This window comes from Burkholderia sp. 22PA0099, assembly GCF_047497165.1.
Taxonomy (GTDB): domain Bacteria; phylum Pseudomonadota; class Gammaproteobacteria; order Burkholderiales; family Burkholderiaceae; genus Burkholderia.
In genome coordinates this window covers 1,809,487-1,831,953 of record NZ_CP163165.1, presented here as the reverse complement: position 1 = coordinate 1,831,953, position 22,467 = coordinate 1,809,487, and the positions used below count along the sequence as shown (strand labels likewise).

The following is a 22,467-nucleotide window of genomic DNA, read 5'->3' as shown; positions in this document are numbered from 1 at the left end:
TTTTTTGTCTTCATTTTTTAGCGGGCAATCAACGCACATTCGGCATTGATTAGGCGATCACTTCGCGCCGCGTGCGCCCTCGCCCGGCAGGATCAGGCGCTCGGGAATGCTGCGCGACGACGCCCGCGCACCGATGTAGTACAGCAGCGCCGGCACCGCGAGGCCGAGTATCCAGGAGATGTCGGTGCCGCCCAGCGCATCGACGAGCGGGCCGGTGTAGAAGCCCGTCGAGATGAACGGCATCTGCACGAGAATGCCGACCGCGTAGACGCCGATCGCCATGCCGTTCCAGCGGCCATAGCGGCCGTCGGGGTTCGACAGCGCCGGCACGTCGTAGCGCGAGCGCGTGAAGACGTAATAGTCGACCAGGTTGATCGCGCTCCACGGCGTGAAGAACGCCAGCAGGAACAGGATGAACGACGTGAATTCCTTCAGGAACGCGTGGCGGCCGGCGATCGCGAGCGCGGTCGACACGGCCACCATCGCGAGGATGTAGGCGAGCCGCCGGCCATGCGACAGCGTGCGCTGGCCGCGAAAGCCGCTGACGATGGTCGCCATCGACATGAAGCTGCCGTAGGCATTGAGCGTGGTGACGGTGACCTTGCCGAACGCGATGCTGAAGTACAGCAGCCCGGCCACGGCGCCCGTCGAACCGAGCCCGACAATGAACGCCACCTCGTGATGCGCGAACTGCGCGCCGGCCAGCGCCGCCGCGAACACGCCGAACACCATCGCGGCCTGCGCGCCGATCACCGAGCCGAGGCCGACCGCCAGAAACGTGGCCGGCGAGGATGTCGAGCGCGGCAGGTAGCGCGAATAGTCGGCCACGTACGGGCCGAACGCGATCTGCCACGACGCCGACAAGGACATCGACAACAGGAAGCTGGCGATCGAGAAATGCCGGTTCGCCAGCAGCAGCCCGATGTCGTGCTGCGCGAACAGGCGCGCGAACATGAACACGAACGCCACCACGCCGATCACGCTGGCGATGCGGCCGATCAGGTGGATGGTGCGATAGCCGAGGATCGTCAGGAGCACGATGCAGATCGCGAACAGCACGATGCCGGCCACGTCGCCCACGCCCAGCAGTTGCGCGACGGCCGCGCCGGCCAGCACCGAGCCGCTGGCCGAAAAGCCGACGTACATCAGGCAGACCAGCACCAGCGGGATCGTGGCGCCGTACACGCCGAACTGCACGCGGCTCGAGATCATCTGCGGCAGCCCCAGTTGCGGCCCCTGCGCGCCGTGCAGCGCCATCACCGCGCCGCCCACCAGTTGGCCGAGCAGCAGCGCGATCAGCGACCAGAACACGTCGCCGCCCAGCACCACGGCCAATGCCCCGGTAACGATCGCCGTGATCTGCAGGTTCGCCGACAGCCACAGCGTGAACTGGCTCGCAAGGCTGCCGTGACGCTCCGCGTCGGGAATGAAATCGATCGATCGCGTTTCGATCAACGCGCCGTTGCCACGGCCCTCTCTCTGGTTCGCCACGTATTGCGCTCCGGTTGGTATCGCCGACGACGCGCGGCGGCGGATGGGCTCGACGGCCCGTGCTCGCATCTTCTTGTATAGACATCCTGGCAGACATCGGGAATTACCCCGCATCGCCTTGGTCTGCTTCATGCACGCATCTCAACCAGCCAAATTTGAATAGTCAACCTGGGCAATGAAAATCATCGTGCGCCGCCACTGTAACCACGGCGGCCCGCGCAGCGAATTGACGGCGTCGAACACCACCACAACCCCCGATCATGTCCGTCCACTTTTCCTGCACGATGTGCGGCCGCTGCTGCCATGACCTGCGCCTGCCGCTCGCCGTTGACGAAGCGATCACCTGGCTGTCGCGCGGCGGCGAGGTGCAACTGTTCTGCGACGCCGTGCCCTGGCCCGAGGAGCCGCCCGCCGACAACCTGCTCGCGCAGCACCGGCGGCGGCGTTCGTTCGCGGCCCAATGCGGCACGCTGCCGGTGCGCGTGGCGGTCACGCTGGTGGCGGCGTTCGCCGGGCCGTGCCCGCACCTGCGCGCCGACATGGCCTGCGGCGCCTACGAGCAACGTCCGCGCGTGTGCCGGATCTATCCGGCCGAATCGCACCCGGCGCTGGCGCTCGACCCGGCCTCGAAGGCCTGCCCGCCCGAGGCGTGGTCGGCCGACCGGCCGGTGCTGATGACCGAGGGCCGGTTGGTCGATGCCGCCACCGCCGAGCTGATCGCGCAATCGCGCGAGGCCGACCAGCGCGACCGTCTCGCCAAGGCCTACCTGTGCGCGCAACTCGGCTACGACACGGCCGCGCTCGCCAACGAGGGCTTCGCCGTGTATTCGCCGGCGCGCGAGGCTTTGCGCGCCGCGCTCGAAGCCGCGCAACTGGCGGCCGCGCACAGCGACGGCAGCGCCGAGCCGCATTCGCCGTATCCGTGGCGCTACGTGACGAACCGCGCCTCGACGCTCGCAACGCTGCTGTCGATCGACGCGCCGGCGCGCATGGCCGATACGGCGCCGGCCGGTGCCGCCCCCGCTTATCTGGGATTCTTCGATGCCGAACCGCCCGAACCGCCCGAACCGTCCGAACTGTCCGAACCGCCGCGGGCCTAATCGAGCAACCGGCGTCAGGTGTTCAGCACCGCCAGCGCCGGCTGCTTCGCGACGCTCGGCCGCGCCAGCATCCGTGCGAGCCAGGCGCGCAGCGCGGTGCACGCTTCCGGCACCGGCAGCTTCACGATCGCCGCGAACACGAGGCCACCGATCACGGTGATGTCGGCCATCGAAAACGCGTTGCCGGCCACGAACGGCCGATCCCGCAGCACTTGGTCGAAGTAATGCATGCCGCGCACGGCCTTGTCGCGCTGCCGGAAGCCCCATTCGGCGTTCTGATACAGCTCGACATCCGGCCCCAGGCCCGGCGTGCCGTGGTGGAAATACACGCTGATCGCGTCGAGCAGCTCGATCTCCGCGCGCTTGCTCATCATGTGGATCACGCCCTTCTCCAGCGGCGTGGTGCCCGTCAGCACGGGCGCGCCGTCGAGCGCGTCGAGGTATTCGGTGATCGCCGTGCATTCGGCGATGCAGGTGCCGTCGGCCAGTTCGAGCACCGGCAGCGTGCCCGAATAGTTCTTGTCCGCGATGAACGCCGGACGTTTGTGCTCGCCCTGATAAAGATCGACTCGCTCGAAGCGCACCTGCGCATCGAGCTGCTTTTCGGCGACCGCGATGCGTACGCGCGCCGGATACGGCCCGGTCGCGAAATCGTGGATCGTCATGACGGCGCGGGTGTCCGCAGCGGCGTGGATGGGTTCGATGCTCATGGATTGCCTTTCGATGGAGGGGTTTCGACACGCAATCGACGAACGGATGATGCTTCGATCGCCGATCACTACCTAACGTTCGTTAGGGTAACGACAAAGCGTGCGATACGCAACCTCAATCACTTCGGTGTGCGAAGGTAGCAGGCGTGTGAACGGCGACGGGATCGGATTCGAGGGCGCGCTTTCTGGCGGCCGCGACGCGGATCGCGCAGGCGCACGTCGATGACAGGCCTGAATTGTCGCGAGCCGGCCGACGACATTGGCAACCAGGCCGCGCGCCGCCAATGCCGCGCGGCCGTCGTGCAACGAAATGGACCTGGCCGAGCGGGACAGCGCGACGGCCTTCGTGCTTGCTCCATCGACAAGGCTCGAGCCGCCCCATGACCTGTTACGGCTTGAGCAAGCCGAGCCGGATCAGGCTGTCGGCCGTGGCGACGATCGCGTCCTCGCTCGACCGCGGCCGCCAGCCGAGCAGCCGGATCGCCTTGGCGCTCGTGGCGTTCATGTCGCGGCCGAGCAGCGTCGCGATACCGCGCATGGCCGGGTTGCGCCGCGCCGCCAGGCGCACCACCCAATTCGGCAGCTCGCGCGCCGACACCTTGCCGGCCGCCGCGCCCATCCGGCGGCGCAGCACCTCGGCCACCTCGCGCATCCACAGGCTGTGGCCCGCGATCGCGAGAAAGCGCTCGCCGTTGGCGGCCGGATGGCGCATCGCGAGCACGTGCAGGTCCGCCACGTCGCGCACGTCGACAAAGCCGCAATTGATCTTCGGGCAGGCGCGCTGGCCGTCCAGCATGTTGGTGACCGTGCGGATCGAGTGCGAGTAGTCGGGGCCGAGCACCGGCCCCATCACCGCCGTCGGATTGACCGCCGACAGTTCCATCCCGCCGCCCTCTTTCGCGATGAAATCCCAGGCCGCGCGCTCGGACAGCGTCTTCGACTTCTGATACGGCCAGACCTTGCCCGACAGGTTGCTCCAGTCGCGCTCGTCGAACGGGCGGCTCAGTTGCGCATGCCCCGCGCAGATCGCGCCGAACGCCGACGTCAGCACCACCCGCTTGACGCCCGCGTCGCGCGCGGCGCGCAGCACGCGCAGGTTGCCGTCCACGGCCGGCCGGATCCAGTCGTCCTCGGTGGCATGGTTGCCCGATGGCGTGGGCGACGCGCCATGCAGCACGTAGCTGCAGCCGGCCACCGCCTCGGCCCAGCCGCGGTCGTCGCCAAGGTCGGCCATGGCGAAGCTCAGGCGCTCGCCCGGCTGCGCGCCGCCCTGCTTGAGGTTGCCGAGCACTTCCGCCTCGCGCCCCGGCGAGCGGATCGTGGTGCGCACGCGATAGCCTTCGCGCAACAGCGCGAGGATGCAATGCTGCGCGATAAACCCGGTGCCGCCGGTGACGAGTACCGTTGTGTCGTTCATGCCGATGTCCTGATTGAGCAAAGCGTCAGCTTAGACAGCGGCACTCGGACCGTGAATAATTGAAAGTGCGATTTACTTGCGCGATAGTACGAGAATGAGCACCGATCCCTTTTCCGACATCCTCAAGTTCACCAGCGCCGAATCGATCGTGACCGGCGGTTTCACGGCGGGCGGCCCGTGGGCGCTACGCTTTCCCGCGCCCGACAAGATCAAGTTCTTCGCGGTCGTGAAGGGCTGCTGCTGGGTCCGCATCGACGGCGAACCGGCGCCGGTGCGGTTCGACACCGGCGACGTCGGCCTGCTGTCGGCCAGGCGCGCGTTCGTGCTCGCCAGCGACCCCGATCTGGAACCGCTCGACGCGATGAGCGTGTTTTCCGGCGCGGGCCGCAACAGTCTGCAATTGGGCGACGGCGCCGATTTCGCGCATCTCGGCGGCCACGTGCTGCTCGATCCGGCCAGCGGGCGCTTGCTGGCCGATGTGCTGCCGCCGTGGATTCACGTGCCGGCCGCGTCGCCTCAGGCCAGCGCGTTTCGCTGGCTGCTCGATCAACTGGTGGAGGAACGCACGGCCGAGCAGCCCGGCGGGCAGTTGGCGACCGCGCAACTCGCGCAGTTGCTGTTCATCCAGATCCTGCGCGCGCACCTGAAAACGTCGGACGCGATGCCGGCCGGATGGCTGCGGGCGCTGGGCGACCCGCGCATCGCGCCGGCGCTGCGCCTGATGCACGGCGAGCCGTCGCGCGCGTGGCATCTCGACGAACTGGCCAAGGCGTGTGCGATGTCGCGCACGAGCTTCGCGTTTCACTTCAAGGCGGTGGTCGGCACCGCGCCGCTGACCTATCTGACCGAATGGCGCATGCGTCTGGCGGAGCGGGCGTTGCGGGAGGAGAACCGGCCGGTGGCGGTGCTGGCGGAATCGCTCGGGTATGCGTCGGAGAGTGCGTTCAGCAACGCGTTCAAGCGGGTGACCGGGAGTTCGCCGCGAGCGTATCGGTTGGGGGTTCGGGGGTGATGGGCGGATTCGCGGATTCACGGATTGGCGCAATGAAAGCCAACGCGCCGCATCGGCCGTTGATGCGGAGCGTTGGTCGATTGCCTGGACAAAACCAAAGCGCAGATGCGATGCCCCCATCGCTCGACGCGCTGCCCCAACAACATCAATCGATACGCACGCCGGTAAGCTGTTCGCTCAATTGCCAAAGCCGCCCTGCCGCTACCGCGTCCATCGCCCGAGGACGCACGCCATTCAGCGCCTCGGAGTCGTCGGACGGGAGCGCACGAGCGATGTCGCAGTCCGCGCAGTAAACCCCGCCCATGCCGTCGAGCCTCGCGCTCGTCGCACACCAGACGCTCGTTGCAGCGCCTTGCTGCGGTGTTTTCTTGTTGTTTTCCGGATCGATGATCGGCCGGCCTTCCTTGTCGATGTAGTCCTGGGCTTCAAGCGCTTCCCTCGGCATGTGACGGACCAGGTCCGTGATGATGCCGCCCGGATGAACGGAAAACGCGCGCACCCCCGAGTGCTTGCCGATCGCGTCCAGCGCCACGGCGAACAGTGCATTGGCCGTCTTGGCCTGGCCGTAGGCAACCCACGGGTCGTAGTCTCGGCGTTCGAAGTTCACGTCGTGAAAATCGATGCCGGCCCGGCGATGCCCATAGGAACTCAGTGCTATCACGCGTGCCTGCCCGGCGCGGACCAGCGCCGGCCACAGGCGGCAGGTCAGTTGAAAGTGGCCGAGGTGGTTCGCTGAAAACTGGGATTCATATCCGCGCGCATCGCGTGCGAGCGGCGGCCCCATGACGCCGGCATTGTTCACGAGGATATCGACGGCATCCGTCGAATCGAGGACATGCTCGGCGAAACGATCGATGGACGCCGGATCGAGCAGATCCATCGGCTGCAACACCACATCGGGCATGCCGCTCAAGGCGGCGCGCGCCTTCACGAGATCGCGCGCCGGCACGAACACCTTGGCGCCGGCAGCCCGGAACGCCTTGACGGTTTCGATACCGATGCCGGAATAGCCGCCGGTGACGACGGCGCATTTGCCGGTCAGGTCGATGCCGCGGATGACCTCCTCGGCGGTGGAAGCGGCTCTGAAGCCCGAGCCAATGGGCGATTGCGGGGTAGACATACTGGATCTCCAAGAGTGACATCCGCATGCTAATGTTCCGAACCCGTACCTATAAGCCGCATTCGTTCATTTTTTATACGCAATCGTTCAAACCTGATGATCGACCCGCTATCCGATCTGCTGGATTTTCTCCAGGCCCGCTGCGAGCTGTCCGGACGATTGGTGGCGGGCGGCGCCTGGGCGCGTCGCTTCGGCACGATGGGTTCGATCAAGTTTTGCGCCATCACGGAAGGCCGTTGCTGGTGTTTCATGGAAGGCCTGCCCGACGAACCTCGCCAGCTTGCGGCGGGCGACATCCTGGTCATGAGCGGCACGCATACCTTGGTGCTGGCCAGCGCCCCGGCACGGATCTCCGGCGCGACGGCCATGCCGCTCGCCCGGGACGACGACGGCACCTATCGCCTCGGCCACGGCACCGACTTCACCATGTTGAGCGGCCTGGTGCAGATCGACGCCGACCGGCAGGCGCTGCTCCTGAGCGGCCTGCCGCCGCTTATCCACGTGAACCGAGCCACGGAGGCGGCCGCGCCGATTTCATGGCTGATCGCGCAATTGGTTGCGGAAACGCAGCCCGGCAGCCGGCCGGGCCAGGCCACCGTGATCTCCGGGCTGGCGCAACTGCTGTTCGTGCAGACGTTGCGGGCCTATCTGGCGCACGCACCGCATGACGACCGGGGCTGGTTGAAGGGTTTCGGCGACGCTCGCCTGTCCGTCGCGCTGCGCTGCATCCACGGCGATCCGGCTCGAAACTGGAACCTGGAGGCGTTGGCGAAAGAGGCCGGGATGTCGCGAACGTCGTTCGCGGTTCGATTCCGCGACATGATGGGCGTGCCGCCGCTGACCTACCTGACCCGGTGGCGCATGCACCTGGCCCGGCGCGCGATTCGGGCGGGCGTGTCGATAGCGGAGGCGGCGGCGGCCGTGGGATATTCGTCCGAAAGCGCGTTCAGGAGCGCGTTCAAACGTGTGATGGATGTGGCGCCGGGGCAGTATCGGCGAACGGCGGAGGTGGGCGACGCTTGAGGGGACGGCAGGCCGACCAAGCCGTTTGAACCCGCCATCCGCGCCGGCGCGGCGCGCGTCCGCACCGTCCATCCGAAGCGATCGTCGAGGGCATGGCGCGGCCGATAAAAACGCGCCGATCGAAGACAACGTATTACGTCACGGCACGATCGCAAAAACACGAGCCGGAAAGCCGGAACCATGCTTCGGCTTCGGCCACGTTGCGACGATGAGCGCCCCCGCTTCAGGCACCGCATCGAGATTCGCCAACAGTTCGATCTGCCAACGATCCTGGTCGAGCACATAGCGTTCGAGCGAACCGTCACCGCGGCTGATCGCGAGGCCGCCATCGGTGTCCAGCGTCTCATGCCCGCAGGCCGTGGCGCCGCGCGCCTCGAAGATATGGCGTAGCGCTGCGAGGGTCCAGCCGGGGAAATGCGCCACGCCCTGCGCGTCGCGATTCGATATCTTCTCGCGATCCGGCCAGCGCGACGACCAGCCGCTGTGCTTGGCAACGAATGCCCCGCGCGGCACCACACCGTGACGCGTTTCCCAACGCAGCACGTCGTCGATCGACAGGCAATAATCCGCGTCGGCGGCGACCTGCTCGCGAATGTCGATGACGACCAGCGGCAGGATCATCTCGCGCACCGGAATCTCGTCGAGAAACCGGCGGCCCGCCACGAAGTGCGCGCCCGGATCGACGTGCGTGCCCCACTGGCCGACAAAACTGTAGCGATGCGCAAGAAACCCCTGCCCCATCGAACCCCGCGCGGGAGCATGGTCGTACAGGACCGTGCGCGTCTCGGGCTCGAAGAACGGCGAATGCGGAATCGATGCGTCGAACGCGTGGGTCAGGTCCACGAACCGGCACGCGTGCAACTGCCCCAGGAGTGCCCAGAGGTCGAGCGCCATGCGTTTCAGATGCGCTCGAGGTTGGTGCGCGTGCGCGCGTTGACGACATTGCCGGTATTGATGGTCGTCTTCGGCTCGAGCAGCAGGCAATGCACTTCGTCCGTCACGGCTTCCGGGCAGTGCTCGGTGCCCTTCGGCACGATCAGGTATTCACCCGCTTCGATCACGATATCGCCGCCGTTTTCGGCGTGCAGCTTCATGCGCAGCGTGCCCTTCACCACGAAGAACAGTTCGTCCTCGTGATCGTGATGATGCCAGTTGAACGTACCGCTGAATTTGGCGAACTTGATCTGCGACTCGTTGATGTCGCCACCGATCCTGGGCGACCAGTATTCGCTGAAAGCCGAGAATGCGGCCGCGACGTTGACCTTGTTCAGTTTCATGCCGTCACTCCTTCGATCTGGAAAATGGTGTCGATCTGCGCCGGCAGGAGGCGCTTGACGAACGTACCCTGAAACAATGCGCTGCCCACCGTGAAACCCCAAGTCTGCGCCTCGATCATGGCCTTGACACGCGCTTCTCCGTCGATGCTGCCGGCCGCAATGACGGGAACCGTCACGGCTTGCGTGACGCGCCGCGTCAACTCGGCCGGGTCGCCTGCGCCCGTGAAGCGGTAAGCGAGCAGATCGAGCCCGTGTACACCGGGCATGGCCGCAATGCGACGCGCGTCCTCGACAATCTCGTCCATCGTACCCTCGAGCACGGTCGGGTGCCCGACCGTGCGGCCGGCAAACGGAAAGTACCGGATCGACGAGCCGCGCAGCATGGCCAGCGCATCCTCGACGTGACGGCCGCCGAGCAGATAGTCGACGCCGATATCGAGCGCAGCCTGGATCGATTCGCGTTCGCTGTCACGGCTCGTCGCAACCACTTCGAGCATGACCTTGCGGCCGTCGGCCCGGATCCGTTGAGCCAGTTGCCTGAGCGAGGCGACCGGCAGGCCGATATCCTTGAAACCCACAAAGTGAACGGGGCTGTCGCGCAGGCTGTCGTAGACCGCCAGCGCATCGGGAACGGTGGCATCGTTCTCCGTGAGCATCAGAATGAAATGGGAGGACATGTCGGACTCCTTGATAAATGACTCACACCCGCGAACGGGCGAATTGATGGGCGGTTTGAAGTGCGACCTGCAAACTTGCGGGGTCGGCTATCCCCTTGCCGGCGATATCGAACGCCGTGCCGTGATCCGGGCTCGTCCGCACGAACGGCAGGCCGACGGTAATGTTCACGCCGTCTTCGACGCCCGCCAGCTTGACCGGGATCAGCCCCTGGTCGTGGTACTGCGCCACCACGATGTCGAAGCGGCCGCGGCGTGCGTTCATGAACACCGTGTCGCCCGGCCAGGGGCCGCTGGCGTCGATGCCTTCCGCCCGGGCACGCTCGATGGCCGGCGCGATGATGTCGAGGTCCTCCCGGCCAAACAGCCCGCCCTCGCCGGCATGAGGATTCAGGCCCGCCACGGCAACCCGCGGGCGCTCGATGCCGAGTTCCGTCATCGCACGATGCGCGAGCCGGATGATGCGCAATTCGCTCTCGACGGACAGCCTTGAAATCGCCTCGCGCATCGAGCAGTGAACCGTCACGAGAATCGTGCGCAACGTCGGGTTCACGAGCATCATCGCGTAATCGCTCGTGTCGGAAAGATCCGCGAGCATCTCCGTGTGGCCCGGATAAGGAACGCGGGCGGCGGCAAGCGCCTCCTTGTGAATCGGCGCGGTGCAGATGCCCGCGATCTCGCGCTGCATCGCCAGATCGATCGCCGTGCGGATCGCGCCAAAGGCCGCTTCGCCGGCCAGTGCACTGATGGCGCCCAGCGGCAGATCGGCAGGCAGCGGTTCGGCGCCCGGCACGCGCAGCACGTCGAGCGTGCCCGGGCGCGGTGTGATGCCCGACACCGAATCCGTCTCGCGGATTTCGAGCGGCAAGCCGAGCGCGGCCGCCGCGCGCCGCAGCACGCCGGCATCGCCGACGGCAAACGACGGATAGTCAGCGATAAACGCGCTGTTCGAGAATGTCTTGACGACGATTTCGGGCCCAATGCCGGCCGCGTCGCCCATCGTCACGGCGATCAGTTTCTGTTTCATGCTCTTGCTCCAGTCAATGCGTCGATGCAGGCGAGCAGCGCGTCGTCGTCGCCAAAACCACCGGCCTTCGTAATCATCGGGAAGCGGCCTTTCGAGGTGCGAACCTCGACCAGCGGCACACCCGGCAGGATTTCGCGATGGACGCGCAGCGACACGGCAGGCAGGGCGTCGACAATACGTCTGGCCGTTTCGCCCCCCGTTACGACCAGGCCATCGCACGCGCCATCGGAAATGAGGTGGGTGGCCTGCTTCACCAGGTCGCGCAGTGCCGCTTCGGTCAACGCGGCCTCGAACAGGCGATCACTGCCGGTAGCCAGCACGTTGATCGGGCGGCGTTCGCGCGCCACGATCAGTTGGCGACGCGAACGCGGATTGAGGCTGCCGACAACCAGCCAGGGCGCATCGCAGGGCAAGGCCGCAGGTCGAGGAGTCGGTTCGGGCTGCGGCAGTGCACGGGCGAGCGCGCGCAGCAATCCCGTGGAACCGGCGAGCAACACGTCTCGTGAGCCGGCGAACATGCCGACCAAGGCGTCGAGATCATTCTCGACACGCGCATCCATCACGACGGCGTCGTGCTCTTCGAGCAGGGCTTTCGCTTGCGCGGCGTCGCGTGCGATGACAACCGGCAAACCCTGCGCGAGAAACAGCGCAGGCACGTTGGACTCCCGAACCGGCAAGGTCGGGTCTCTCCCGAATGCGGTTTCATGGACGGGAATGCCGTCGACAAGTACCCGGCCAGCCTCCGTCGTGCGTCCGGCCGACGGGAACGCCGGCGCGATCAGCAACTTGCAGCGGCCGGATGCGGCGCGGGCGCTCAGGCAGTCTTCGGCGACGCGCCCGCGCAACGTCGAATCGAACTGCAGCACGAGCACGTCCGCATCGCGCCAGGCACGCGCCGTATCGGCTACCGGGTCGCCGGCCGCGACGTGTTCGCGCGTATCCGTGTCGAGGCTGACGACTGCGGTCGCCCTCACCGCGCCGGCCTGTTCCGGCCGCAGCAGCGCGGCCGTATCCCAGCCTCGCTCGGCAAAACAGGCCGTGCCGTCGAGCGCGCTCGTGAAGTCGTCAGTGATGATGCGAATCCGCATGGAAATTCCGCGTTGTCTTTGGTTCTTGAATTTTGACGTTTTTCATGTATTTTTTAAGAACCAAAAAAATGGAATTTCAGGGTGTCTATGGTTCGCTCCGCCGTGTCGAAACAATCCCATCCTGCCTTGGTCGACCTTGAGATCGATCGGCATGCAAGCGGCCCGGTGTTCCGCCAAATCATCAGGCAATTACGCGAGCGAATCGACAACGGGGTCCTGCCATGCGGAACCCGCCTGCCACCGACACGCGATCTGGCGCAGCAACTGGGAATCGCGCGCAATGGCGTCGTGGAGGCCTATGACGAATTGATTGCCGATGGCGTGCTGGAAGGACGCGGCCGAAACGGGACCTTCGTGGCCGCGAGCCGGGGCATTGCCACGCCTCGGCGAGAGACCATCGTCCGGCAATCGTCGGTTTTGGGACGTATCGATAACGAGAACGGCAAGACGGCGCCGCAACCGGCCGCCGCATTCGACTGGCGACTTGGGCAGGTCAATGTGCGGGCACTGCCGCTGGAGGCATGGCGCAACGCATGCCGGGAAGCCGGGCGGCATCTTCCGCCGGCGGGATATGGCGACTCGCGCGGAGAATCGGGATTGCGCCATGCGATTGCGCACTGGCTGCACGAACATCGTTCGGTGTCGGTCGATCCCGATCAGATTGTCGTGACCCACGGAACCGGGCAGGCACTGCATCTCGTCGCGCGCACGTTCTTGCGCGATGGCGACCTGTGTGCGGTCGAAGACCCTGGATATCCGGGGGCCAACTGGGCATTCGCGCGCTCGGGCGCGACGCTGCGCCATGTGCCCGTCGACGACGAAGGCGTGTTGGTGGAACGGATCATGGATTCGCCGGGAATGCCAGCGTTGGTACACGTGACGCCGGCGCACCAATACCCGCTGGGCGGCCGTCTGTCCGGGCCACGGCGTCGTTCGCTCATCGACCTCGCTCGCATGCACGGGACCGTGATTGTCGAGAACGAGTACGACTGCGAATTCCACTACGCAGGCACGCGTTATCCGCCGTTGTTTGCGAGCGCGCCGGACAATACGTTGCTGCTGAGCACGTTTGCGAAAGCCGTCAGCCCCTCGCTGCGGCTTGGTTTTATCGCGGCGCCCAAGGCGGCGGCAACGGCGCTGGCAGCACACATCGAACGCGAACGTGTGCATGTGTCCTGGCCTGTTCAGAAGATTGTCGAGACGCTGTTGGTTTCAGGAGAACTCGACAAGCATCTGCGCAGAGTGCGACGCCACTATGGCGCGATGCGCGATCTGGTCCGCGCTCGCTTGGCCGACTACGTCAGCGAAATCGACTTGAGCGGCGATGAAGGGGGCTTGCACGTTGTGGTGGCCGGTCGCGAGCGAGCATTCGATCGCGAATTGCGAAAGGCCTTGAATTCACGCGGCATCGTGTTCAACGAAGTGCGGGAGTTTGCCGGCTCGACTCCGGAAGCGTCGAATGGATTTTTGCTGGGGTATGCGCATATGGATCTGGACGATCTGTCAGTTGCGCTGGATGAATTGACCGCTTGTATCGGGCGGTGTCGTTCGCGTTAGGCGAAACAGCTTGGGCGAGTGGATCATTTCTGCGGATAGCGCTGCCGACCAGCGGCAGCGGACCACAACGGGAAACGCGTTGACGTCAAACACAACAAAGCAGGAGGTGTCGAGACCGCTCATCGCTACCCCAGATCAGTGCGCCGCGCGGATTCGCCTGACGCGTTCCCGCCACTGCTCATGAGTTTTCCACGCGTGGAAGCGTCGACCTTTGCAGCCTCTGGCGCAGAGGGGAAGCTCGTTTCCCACCCGCCCCCCAGAGCCTTGTAGAGGCCGACCAGTGCAAGTGACACGTCGGTAATACTGGCAACCCTGGCTTGCTGCGTATCCAGCAGGTCGCGCTGGACGGTCAGCACATTGAGGAAATCCGTCGCACCCGCTAGGTACTGACTACGTGCGTTCTCAAATGCCTCGCTGTCCTGCACCTCCGTTGCGTCAAGTTTCTCCTCCCGTGTCTGCTGTGTGTCGTAGTCGCTCATGGCGTTATCGACCTCATGCCAGGCATTGAGTACCGTGCGCTGGTACTCGATCATTGCTTCACGTTGCTGTGCCTTGCGCAGCTCGAGTTGTCCCTTGAGACGCCCCCCCTCGAAGATCGGCACGGTCAGCGCCGGCCCCACGCCAAACATGCGTGAAGTCCACTCGTCGAGATCTCCAAAGTGCATGGCCTGAAGACTCAGATTCGCTGAAAGGGTGACCCTTGGGTAGAAGTCCCCAACAGCGACGCCGATGTCCGCAGTTGCCCCATGCAAACGTGCCTCCGCCTGGCGGATATCCGGCCGACGCTCGGCCAGTTGCGAAGGCAATCCCACGGGCACACGTGGCGGCACGGGGGGAATGGCGTGGACGGCATCGAGTTCGCCTTCGAGCGTTCGCGGGGGCTCGCCGAGCAGGAAACTCAGGGCGTTGACGAGATGAACCCGCTGGTTTTCAAGCACCGGCAGACGCGCTTCGATGCCGCTCACCTGAGCTGCTGCCTGCGCAGTCTCAAGGTGGGTCGCTACCCCGTCGGTAAAGCGGATCTGGGTGAGCTTCAGGCTTTGGCGTGCGATGTCGAGGTTTTGCTCAACGACAGCCTGTTGTGCCTGTACACCCCTGAGCTGGATATAGTCGCTCGCTGTCTCGGCGATTGCAGAGAGCAGGACATCGCGCCGCAACTCCGCAGTTGCCTGCACCGACGCGTCGGCGGATTCGATCTCGCGACGCACACGCCCCCAGAGGTCCAATTCCCACGAGGCGTCGATCCCCGGCTGCCAGACGTTATAGTCATGCTGGCCATTCAGACCTGAAATGTCCACGAGCCCGTTCTGGCTCGAGCGCGAATGCTGATACGAGGCCGTTCCCTCGAACGCGGGCATGGCGTCCGCCCCGGTCATGCGACGGGCCGCTCGTGCCTGCATCAGCCGCTGAGTGGCAACCTTGACATCGAGGTTTGCGCCTGCCACACGCTGAACGAGCGAAGAGAGTTCGGCATCCGAGAATGCGGTCCACCACTGCGCATCGACGTCGCCTGGAACAGCTCGACGGCCTACCGCTGGTATTTCCTGTTTGGCCGCCTGCGTCCACTGTGCCGGCAATGCGGCTTCAGGTTTGTAATAGTCCGGACCGACCATGCACCCGGCTAACAGTGTCAGCAACACCGCGCCGGCTACGCGCGCAATATACGGGCTCATTTCAGAATGCCTCCCGTATTACCCTTGGCATCCGAATCGTCCGTCCGGATGGTTGCCTCGACTGACATGCCTACGCGAAGGCGTTCCAGTTCAGGCTGCCCGGGACGCAGCAGGATTTTCACCGGAATGCGCTGGACAATCTTGGTAAAGTTTCCCGTTGCGTTGTCCGGTGCGATCGGGGCAAAGGTCACCCCCGTGGCCGGTGCCAGGCTATCGACCGTTCCGTGCAACACGGCGCCAGGAAACGTATCGACGCGGACATCGGCCGGCTGGCCGCGACGCGCAGATCTCAGCTGCGTTTCCTGAAAGTTGGCTACAACATAGGCCCTCTGCAGCGGAACCACGGCAAGCAGTGGCGTGCCTGCAGTCACGTAAGCCCCGAGACGCACTGAGCGTTGGCCCACCATGCCATCAACCGGGGCGACGATATGTGTCCATGAGAGATTGAGGCGAGCCGTGTCGAGTGCCGCCGATGCCTGTTCGAGCGCCGCCTGCGCGCGGTCCCTGACCGACTGCAGCACCGCGACCTGCTGCCGTGCTGCCTGGACGGCCGCCTGGCTGCGTGCAACGTCAGCCCGCGCGGTATCGATACGGGACTGTGCCTGCTGCGCGTTTTGCACGCTGCCCGCACCACGACTTGCCAGATCTGTGTAGCGACTGTAATCCGCGCGGGCGAACGTATAGCTCGCGCGGGCAGCCGCAAGCGCTGCATTCGCCTGCTCGATGACCGACTGCTGCTGCACGATACTTGCCGACGCATTGTCGATCGCGGCTTTTGCCATAGCCACGTTCGCCTGTGCAGAAGCGACTGCTGCCCGGTAATCCCTGTCGTCGATCTGCGCGAGGAGTTGCCCCTGATGGACGACCTGATTGTCCTCCACCAGCAGCCCCGTGATCTGCCCAGCCACACGCGGCGCAACGACCGTGTAGTCGGCAGTCACATACGCGTCGTTGGTGGCCTCTGATGACAAAGACCGACCAAAACCGGCAATGGCAGCCGATACGGCAACCGCAATCAGGATGGCGGCAGCGGCGATATACATTTTCCGTTTTTTAATTGATTCAGACATGGCTAATAAAATCGTTCTTGGGTCGCACTACTTCGCGACAGCGCTGGGAGGATAGACACGGGGCGCGAGGAGCGGGATCAGCACGATGAGCGCAACCGCAATGAGGGCCATCAGCCGGAAGACATCCGCTGAAGCAAGAACCAGCGCCTGCTCACGTATCCGGTCGTCGAGAAGTGGCAGTAACGCCGGGTGCGGGAGTTCCGCCGCACGGATCAATCCATCGTTCGCCCCGGGCAGGACCTGCGGCCGGTTGCCAAGCTGGTCAATGAGTACGTTGGAATGGAAATGCTCGCGCATGGTGAAGAACCCTTCGGTCACGCCAGTTCCCACGACCGATGCGAGCCCCTTGATCGTGTTGAACCAGGCAGAAGCAAACGGCCCCTCGACAGGTGCGAGCCCGTTGGTCGCCAGCACGAGAATTGGAATCACCGACATCGGCTGCGCGAATATCTGGATGATCTGCAGGACGTAAAAGTTCTCGCGCGTCCAGTCCGATGTGAGATTGCTACCAATGCCGCACGTCAACGCAATGAGGCCGATCCCCGTGGCAAGAATCCAGCGGCAGTCAATCGCACGTACGTTACACAAGGCTGCGACGATGGGAAGCGCCAGCAGTTGCGGCAGCGCTACGCATAACGAAAGAGGTGCGCTTTGCAAGGGCCGATAGCCCTTCACTTCCGCAAGGTAGGCCGCGGGAATGCCCGCAATGGCGACAAAGATCAGCAGCACGCCACCAAGCGTAATAAGCGCATGGGTTAAATTCATGCGCGCCAGCAACTGGATCTTGAAGAAGGGCAACGGGTGAAACCATTCGTTCACCAGAAACAGCACGAGCAGGATCGCCGAAGCGACAAACAACAGGCAGATCAACGGAGAATCCATCCAACCCAGCCGCGTTCCCTGGCCCAGCGCCGCAATGAGCATTCCGACCGCAGGAAAGCCAAGGACCAGGCCGCGCCAATCGAACTGGCGGCATCGTTCGAGGCGCAGGGGATCCTGCGGAAGTCCCCATGCAATCATGAGTATCGACAGCAAGCCGAGAGGCGCTATTTCCCAGAACAGGAATCGCCAGCCAACGTATTCGGTCCACAATGCCGCGAGCGGTGTACCAAGATTTGGCGCGAAGGTTGCCGTGAGCGCATAGGCACCCAGCCCGTAGATCTTGATTCCCGGAGGCAGGAATCGCAGCGCAACCGTCATGAGCATCGGTGGAAGACACCCTCCGGCGAATCCCTGCAATGCGCGCAATGTGAAGAGTGCCGCCGTGGAAGGGGCAAATGGAAAAATAAGTCCCAGCACGGCAAATACAGCGACCGCACCAATCGTAAAGCGCCTGAGTGAAAATGTTGTCGCGCACCAGGGCGCGAACATCATCGCCGTCACCTGCGTGACCTGATAGAGCGTGGACAGCCATGACGCGTCGTCGTAACTGATCCCCATGGCGCCACGTACATCGGCCATCGCGATTTCGGTTACATGATCGTTCAGTTGAGCGATCACAACGGCGAGAAGCACGCCTGCCATGCCCACGAGGATTCGCGCGCCAAATGCCGCCGGCATGGCAGGACTGACGGGCACCGCCGATGCGGACGCAGTCGGCACCGGGGAAAGCACGACGCTGCTCACGTGCGCCCCCATACCTCATCCGAACACCGCATTGAGACAATGACAGCGTCAATTGAATTCGGAAAATCGTTCACCGTTTTACCTTCCACAGACAACATCGAATGTGGTCAGTCTAGATGCGGTGGGTCACTCCGAAAATTGAAATCTTTGCACTCCTGCCGTGCGTCTGACGCATCTATTTCGAAAGCACCATCGCGCCGGGATTAGCACCAGCCTCACCCGTGCAGAGTTCGCGGACGATACCTCGGAGCCATTGATGCGCGCTGTCGCTCTGGAATCGGGGATGCCACGCCTGGACAACCACCACGGTTTCGAGCGGAAGTGGCAGCTCAAAATGACGCGCCCGCACGCCCATCCGTCGTACGGCCCACGCAACGTGCTCGGGTACGGTCAAGATCAGGTCCGAACTCCCGAGCATGAAAACGCCTGAATGAAATGTGGGAGCCACCAACGACACACGGCGGGAAAGACCGAGACGCTGCAGGGCAGTATCAATCGGGCCGCTCGCACGTCCACGGCGGGAGACACTGATCTGATCGTATCTCGCGAAACGTTCGGGAGTAATTTCGTGCTCGAAGATGGGATGCTGATCGCGCGCCATCCCAACGAACTTCGTCGTGAACAGCGACTGCACATGTAAGTCCTTCCCCATCGGGCGCATAGCGCTGATATAGAGATCGACCTTGCCATCCTCCAGCACCGTATCTTCCGTTTCCCGCTCCGGTGAGAAACGTAACAGGACATGGGGCGCCTCGGCACACACCCGTTCCATCAACGCCTGCCCGAACGCGCTAATGAACACGTCGTTTGCATGCAGATTGAAATTACGTTTGAGCGAGGATAGGTCGACCTCGTGTTCGGGTTCCAGCAGGCGGCGAGCGCCCTGAACAGCTTGGCGGACCTGCTCCCGCAACGCAAGTGCGCGCGGTGTCGGCACCATCTTGCGCCCGACCTTCACAAAGATCGGGTCACCGACAGTCTCGCGAATGCGTGCCAGGGTACGACTCATCGCCGGTGCACTTAGATTCATGCGGCGAGCGGCGGACACAACGGACCCCTCCTCGAGCAACACGTCGAGCGCGAACAGGAGATTGAGGTCAGGTGATTGCATGATGGGGAAATTATAGTTGCTCAGACATGAGCCGCTATGGTCTTTGTCGTGCGTTGAACGCACTACAGAAGTGCATGGCACGGCATTTCTGGCTCCTTCATGAGCGGGCACAATTCCACGAACTTCACCCCCTAAGGTGGCTTGGTGACTGCGTTTGCAGTTGTCGAAATCAGAGATGTGGACGAAAAGAGTCATGTCTCCAGCGCATCAACGACACGGTCTATTGCACATCACGGTGGACAAATAGTCATGCGGGGCAGTGCTGCCTATCCAGACATGATCGAAAACTTTGAGCGCGCACTTATCATTCAATTTCGAAGTGCCGACGCCGCACGCCACTGGTAAAAAACCGGCGATAACGCGAGCGCCGGATCGACGCAAAGAGAAAACCTCAACATCCGAGTAATGCTAATAAGTTGAATTTCGCCAACACGACGCGTGGAAGGACCACGTTTCAAAGGAACCTTTCTCAGTCGTCACATCTCCGCGCCGGCTAATCGTCCCCCTTAATGCTCGAACCGATAAGCTCCCGTAACCATTGATGCGACAGGTCGCGGTGTGACCGTTCGTGCCACAGCATTACCATTTCGTACCCGGGAACCTCGACCGGCGGCGCGACCGATCGTAATTTGGATTCGCCTTTAAGCAGGCGCGATGGGAGCATCGCAACCAAGTCCGTACGCGACAATACGTCTTGTACGAAGGTGAAATGTGGCACTGAAAGTACGACTCGCCTCTTCAGACCAAGCTGTGCCAAAGTCATATCAGTGACGCCGACAAATCCACCTCCATCCGGTGACACGATTACATGATCCAGTTTGCAAAACTGCGACACGGTAAGCTTTCGCTTGAGTCGAGGATGATCAGGCCGTCCGACCAACACATACTTTTCCTGAAACAAGGTCTTTCGGCGTAAGCCGTCAGGCGCTTCGTCCGCCGTATGGAATGCTAGATCAACTTCACCTATTTCGCATTGTCTGGCGATGAGACGCGGTGCGATCTGCGTAACGCTAACGCGAGTATTCGGCGCATATTCACGCAGCCTTGGAAGCGTCGGTAGCAGTACCGTCGTTTCACTGTAATCCGTCGCGGCAATCTTCCAAGTTAGTGCCGCGGTGTATGGGTCAAACGGCTGTAACGGCGACATGACTTCGTTCAGGGCAGCCAAGGCCACGGAAAGCGACTCCCGCAGCGAGTCGGCCCTTGCCGTTGGTCGCATACCGCGAGGCCCGGGCAAAAGCAGAGGATCCTTGAAGACTCTTCTAAGTTTCGATAGGTGGACGCTGACAGACGGCTGCGACAGATTGAGACGCTCGGCCGCCCGACTCACGTTGTGCTCCTCAAGCAATACATTGAGCGTGCGCAGAAGGTTCAGGTCGAGACTACGCAAATTATCCATGACAATACCAGGTATCTATGAAATTCATTTCCAATATACCTGATCACTATTTACGCTGCATGCTTCACCATCAACGCGATAAACGGTGAAAGTCCTTAGGGCTGTCTAGCTTTGAGGAGAACGGTCGAAAGCCGCCTCTTCCCTTTCTTATTCAGGATCACCGCATGAGCAACGTTCTTATCGTCCACGCCCATCCAGAGGCCCAGTCGCTGACCGGCTCTTTGAAGAACCTCGCGGTCGAAACGCTGACCGCGCAGGGCCATCAGGTTCAAGTATCCGACCTCTATGCCATGCACTGGAAGGCCGTCGCCGATGCAGCCGATTTCCCGCAGCGAAAGAACGCCGATCGGCTACGCTATGCATCGGAATCAGGCAACGCCTTCGCCACGGGTACCCAACCCGCCGATATCGTGGCTGAGCAGCAGAAGCTGCTGTGGGCCGACGCGGTCATCCTCACCTTCCCGTTGTGGTGGTTCAGCGCGCCGGCAATCCTGAAGGGTTGGGTCGAGCGCGTCTATGCGCATGGCTTCGCTTACGGCGTTGGCCCGCATGGTGGTGAACGCTGGGGCGATCGGTATGGTGAAGGAACGCTAGCCGGTCGCCGGGCGATGGTTGTCGTCAGCATCGGCGGTCGCGAGCCGCACTATAGCGAGCGCGGCGTCAATGGCCGACTCGACGAGATCTTGTGGCCCATCCAGCATGGACAGCTCTTCTATCCGGGCATGGATGTTATGCCGCCCTTCCCCATCTACCAGAGCGACCGCCTGTCTGAAGAGCGCTGGGTGGAAGTCGCGGCAGCCTTCAAGGTCCGGATGGAGAATCTCTTCACCGACACGCCGATCCCGTATCGCACTCAGAATGGCGGCCACTATGACGGACAGCAGGTGCTCAAGCCCGGCCTCGGTTCCGGAGAAACGGGCCTCCGCATCCACCTGGCGCAACAGGGCGATCCTGTTGAGAATCTGGACTCGGCCGAATCACGGCCCGCGGCGCTTGCCAGCGCCTGATCAGGATTGCCAATCATGCGCGCGTTCCACTCCAACGGTCAGGTCGGCCTCGAAGCCCTCACGATGGTCGACTTGCCCGATCCGGGTATGCCGGGCCCGGGAGAAATCCGGGTCCACCTGCATGCGACCTCGCTCAATTATCACGATCTGGGCGTCGTGACGGGGCGGCTTCCAGCCGCTCCGGGACGCATCCCCATGGCGGACGGAGCAGGCGTGGTCGAGGCGGTCGGGCCGGACGTAGAGGCTTTCTCGGTCGGCGACCATGTCGTGTCAACTTTCTTTCCGACGTGGCTTGATGGCGAGCCGCAAATCGCCGATTTCGCGACGACGCCGGGCGACGGTATCGACGGTTACGCACGCGAAGTGGTCGTGGCGCCAGTACACGCCTTCACACACGCACCGAAGGGTTACACCCATGCCGAAGCAGCGACGCTGACAACGGCAGGGCTAACGGCTTGGCGCGCTCTCGTCGTCGATGGTGGATTGAAGGCCGGTGCAACTGTGCTGGTGCTGGGCACGGGTGGGGTGTCGATCTTCGCGCTTCAACTCGCCAAGGCAATGGGGGCGTCGGTGATCGTGACCTCGTCATCCGACGACAAGCTGGAACGTGCCTGCGCGCTCGGCGCCGATCACACCGTCAATTATCGCGAGATCCCAGAATGGGGCAGGCATGTCCGCGATATTACCGGCGGACGCGGCGTCGACCATGTCGTTGAGGTCGGGGGACCCGGCACACTGGCCCAGTCAATCCAGGCCGGGCGGGTCGGCGGTCATCTGGCGCTGATCGGCGTTCTCACTGGACGCGGCGGCGATGTGCCCACGGGTTTGCTGATGGCGCGCCAACAGCGACTCCAGGGCCTCGTGGTCGGTAACCGCCAGCATCAACTCGAAATGGTACGGGCGCTCGACATCGTCGGCGTCAGGCCCATCATTGATCACGCCTTCACGTTCCCCAAACTGGCCGACGCCTTCCGTCTGCAGCAAACAGCCAGCCACTTCGGCAAGATCGTCGTGGAATATTGAAAAGAACGATGGAGCGCCTCCATCAACTCCAACTCGGCGGAGCCGTCTCGTTAGGGGTTTAT

Annotated in this window: 20 protein-coding genes; 6 read left to right on the top strand and 14 right to left on the bottom strand. The window is 63.5% G+C overall.

Features of this window, described 5'->3' with window-relative positions:
* Positions 1–57 precede the first annotated feature (57 nt).
* Positions 58–1,455, bottom strand: a complete 1,398-nt coding sequence (locus AB4851_RS23760) for a purine-cytosine permease family protein (RefSeq protein ID WP_414451927.1) — start codon at positions 1,453–1,455, stop codon at positions 58–60.
* A gap of 296 nt (positions 1,456–1,751) precedes the next feature.
* Between AB4851_RS23760 and AB4851_RS23755 the strand changes: the two genes are divergently transcribed.
* Complete coding sequence (locus AB4851_RS23755; RefSeq protein ID WP_414451697.1) at positions 1,752–2,591, top strand: YkgJ family cysteine cluster protein; 840 nt, start codon at positions 1,752–1,754, stop codon at positions 2,589–2,591.
* A gap of 14 nt (positions 2,592–2,605) precedes the next feature.
* Here the strand turns inward: AB4851_RS23755 and AB4851_RS23750 are convergent, their stop codons facing one another.
* Positions 2,606–3,301 (bottom strand): glutathione S-transferase, encoded by a 696-nt coding sequence (locus AB4851_RS23750; RefSeq protein ID WP_414451696.1) that lies wholly within the window; start codon positions 3,299–3,301, stop codon positions 2,606–2,608.
* A 388-nt stretch (positions 3,302–3,689) separates the two neighbouring features.
* On the bottom strand, positions 3,690–4,718 hold the full coding sequence (locus AB4851_RS23745) for an SDR family oxidoreductase (RefSeq protein WP_414451695.1): 1,029 nt from the start codon (positions 4,716–4,718) through the stop codon (positions 3,690–3,692).
* Positions 4,719–4,773: 55 nt separating this feature from the next.
* Here AB4851_RS23745 and AB4851_RS23740 point away from each other — a divergent pair, with 55 nt between their 5' ends.
* Complete coding sequence (locus AB4851_RS23740; protein WP_414451926.1) at positions 4,774–5,730, top strand: AraC family transcriptional regulator; 957 nt, start codon at positions 4,774–4,776, stop codon at positions 5,728–5,730.
* 145 nt (positions 5,731–5,875) lie between these two features.
* Here the strand turns inward: AB4851_RS23740 and AB4851_RS23735 are convergent, their stop codons facing one another.
* Positions 5,876–6,850 carry an oxidoreductase gene (locus AB4851_RS23735; protein ID WP_414451694.1) on the bottom strand — a complete coding sequence of 325 codons (975 nt, stop codon included), beginning with the start codon at positions 6,848–6,850 and terminating at the stop codon, positions 5,876–5,878.
* Positions 6,851–6,946: 96 nt separating this feature from the next.
* On the opposite strand from AB4851_RS23735, the gene AB4851_RS23730 reads away from it, so the two are divergent.
* Positions 6,947–7,873 (top strand): AraC family transcriptional regulator, encoded by a 927-nt coding sequence (locus tag AB4851_RS23730; protein ID WP_414451693.1) that lies wholly within the window; start codon positions 6,947–6,949, stop codon positions 7,871–7,873.
* Between the two features lie 138 nt (positions 7,874–8,011).
* Here AB4851_RS23730 and AB4851_RS23725 read toward each other — a convergent pair whose 3' ends face one another.
* The 5 genes from AB4851_RS23725 to AB4851_RS23705 are packed head-to-tail and all read right to left on the bottom strand — an operon-like array spanning position 8,012 to position 11,939.
* Entirely contained in the window at positions 8,012–8,767 is a 756-nt protein-coding gene (locus AB4851_RS23725; RefSeq protein WP_414451692.1) for a cyclase family protein, read from the bottom strand.
* A gap of 5 nt (positions 8,768–8,772) precedes the next feature.
* Complete coding sequence (locus AB4851_RS23720; protein ID WP_414442109.1) at positions 8,773–9,150, bottom strand: cupin domain-containing protein; 378 nt, start codon at positions 9,148–9,150, stop codon at positions 8,773–8,775.
* Entirely contained in the window at positions 9,147–9,827 is a 681-nt protein-coding gene (locus AB4851_RS23715) for a 4-hydroxythreonine-4-phosphate dehydrogenase (RefSeq protein ID WP_414451691.1), read from the bottom strand. The genes AB4851_RS23720 and AB4851_RS23715 overlap by 4 nt, the downstream gene beginning before the upstream one ends.
* Positions 9,828–9,849: 22 nt before the next feature.
* Positions 9,850–10,851, bottom strand: coding sequence for a 4-hydroxythreonine-4-phosphate dehydrogenase PdxA (gene pdxA / locus AB4851_RS23710; protein WP_414451690.1), 1,002 nt, complete (start codon positions 10,849–10,851; stop codon positions 9,850–9,852).
* Positions 10,848–11,939, bottom strand: a complete 1,092-nt coding sequence (locus tag AB4851_RS23705) for a four-carbon acid sugar kinase family protein (RefSeq protein ID WP_414451689.1) — start codon at positions 11,937–11,939, stop codon at positions 10,848–10,850. Before AB4851_RS23705 ends, pdxA begins: the two co-directional genes overlap by 4 nt.
* A gap of 102 nt (positions 11,940–12,041) precedes the next feature.
* Between AB4851_RS23705 and AB4851_RS23700 the strand changes: the two genes are divergently transcribed.
* Positions 12,042–13,496 carry a PLP-dependent aminotransferase family protein gene (locus AB4851_RS23700; protein WP_414451688.1) on the top strand — a complete coding sequence of 485 codons (1,455 nt, stop codon included), beginning with the start codon at positions 12,042–12,044 and terminating at the stop codon, positions 13,494–13,496.
* A 125-nt stretch (positions 13,497–13,621) separates the two neighbouring features.
* Here AB4851_RS23700 and AB4851_RS23695 read toward each other — a convergent pair whose 3' ends face one another.
* The 5 genes from AB4851_RS23695 to AB4851_RS23675 all read right to left on the bottom strand — a co-directional run bounded on the left by AB4851_RS23695 (position 13,622) and on the right by AB4851_RS23675 (position 20,375).
* Complete coding sequence (locus AB4851_RS23695; RefSeq protein WP_414451687.1) at positions 13,622–15,169, bottom strand: efflux transporter outer membrane subunit; 1,548 nt, start codon at positions 15,167–15,169, stop codon at positions 13,622–13,624.
* Positions 15,166–16,239: an HlyD family secretion protein gene (locus AB4851_RS23690; protein ID WP_414451686.1), complete on the bottom strand. Its 1,074-nt coding sequence runs from the start codon at positions 16,237–16,239 to the stop codon at positions 15,166–15,168. Before AB4851_RS23690 ends, AB4851_RS23695 begins: the two co-directional genes overlap by 4 nt.
* Positions 16,240–16,266: 27 nt before the next feature.
* Entirely contained in the window at positions 16,267–17,865 is a 1,599-nt protein-coding gene (locus AB4851_RS23685; RefSeq protein ID WP_414451685.1) for an MFS transporter, read from the bottom strand.
* 175 nt (positions 17,866–18,040) lie between these two features.
* On the bottom strand, positions 18,041–18,976 hold the full coding sequence (locus tag AB4851_RS23680; protein WP_414451925.1) for a LysR family transcriptional regulator: 936 nt from the start codon (positions 18,974–18,976) through the stop codon (positions 18,041–18,043).
* A gap of 493 nt (positions 18,977–19,469) precedes the next feature.
* Complete coding sequence (locus AB4851_RS23675) at positions 19,470–20,375, bottom strand: LysR family transcriptional regulator (protein WP_414451684.1); 906 nt, start codon at positions 20,373–20,375, stop codon at positions 19,470–19,472.
* A gap of 164 nt (positions 20,376–20,539) precedes the next feature.
* Between AB4851_RS23675 and AB4851_RS23670 the strand changes: the two genes are divergently transcribed.
* Positions 20,540–21,382 carry an NAD(P)H-dependent oxidoreductase gene (locus AB4851_RS23670; RefSeq protein WP_414451683.1) on the top strand — a complete coding sequence of 281 codons (843 nt, stop codon included), beginning with the start codon at positions 20,540–20,542 and terminating at the stop codon, positions 21,380–21,382.
* Between the two features lie 15 nt (positions 21,383–21,397).
* A complete protein-coding gene (locus AB4851_RS23665) occupies positions 21,398–22,405 on the top strand; it encodes a zinc-dependent alcohol dehydrogenase family protein (RefSeq protein ID WP_414451682.1) in 1,008 nt (335 codons plus the stop codon).
* Positions 22,406–22,467 lie beyond the last annotated feature (62 nt).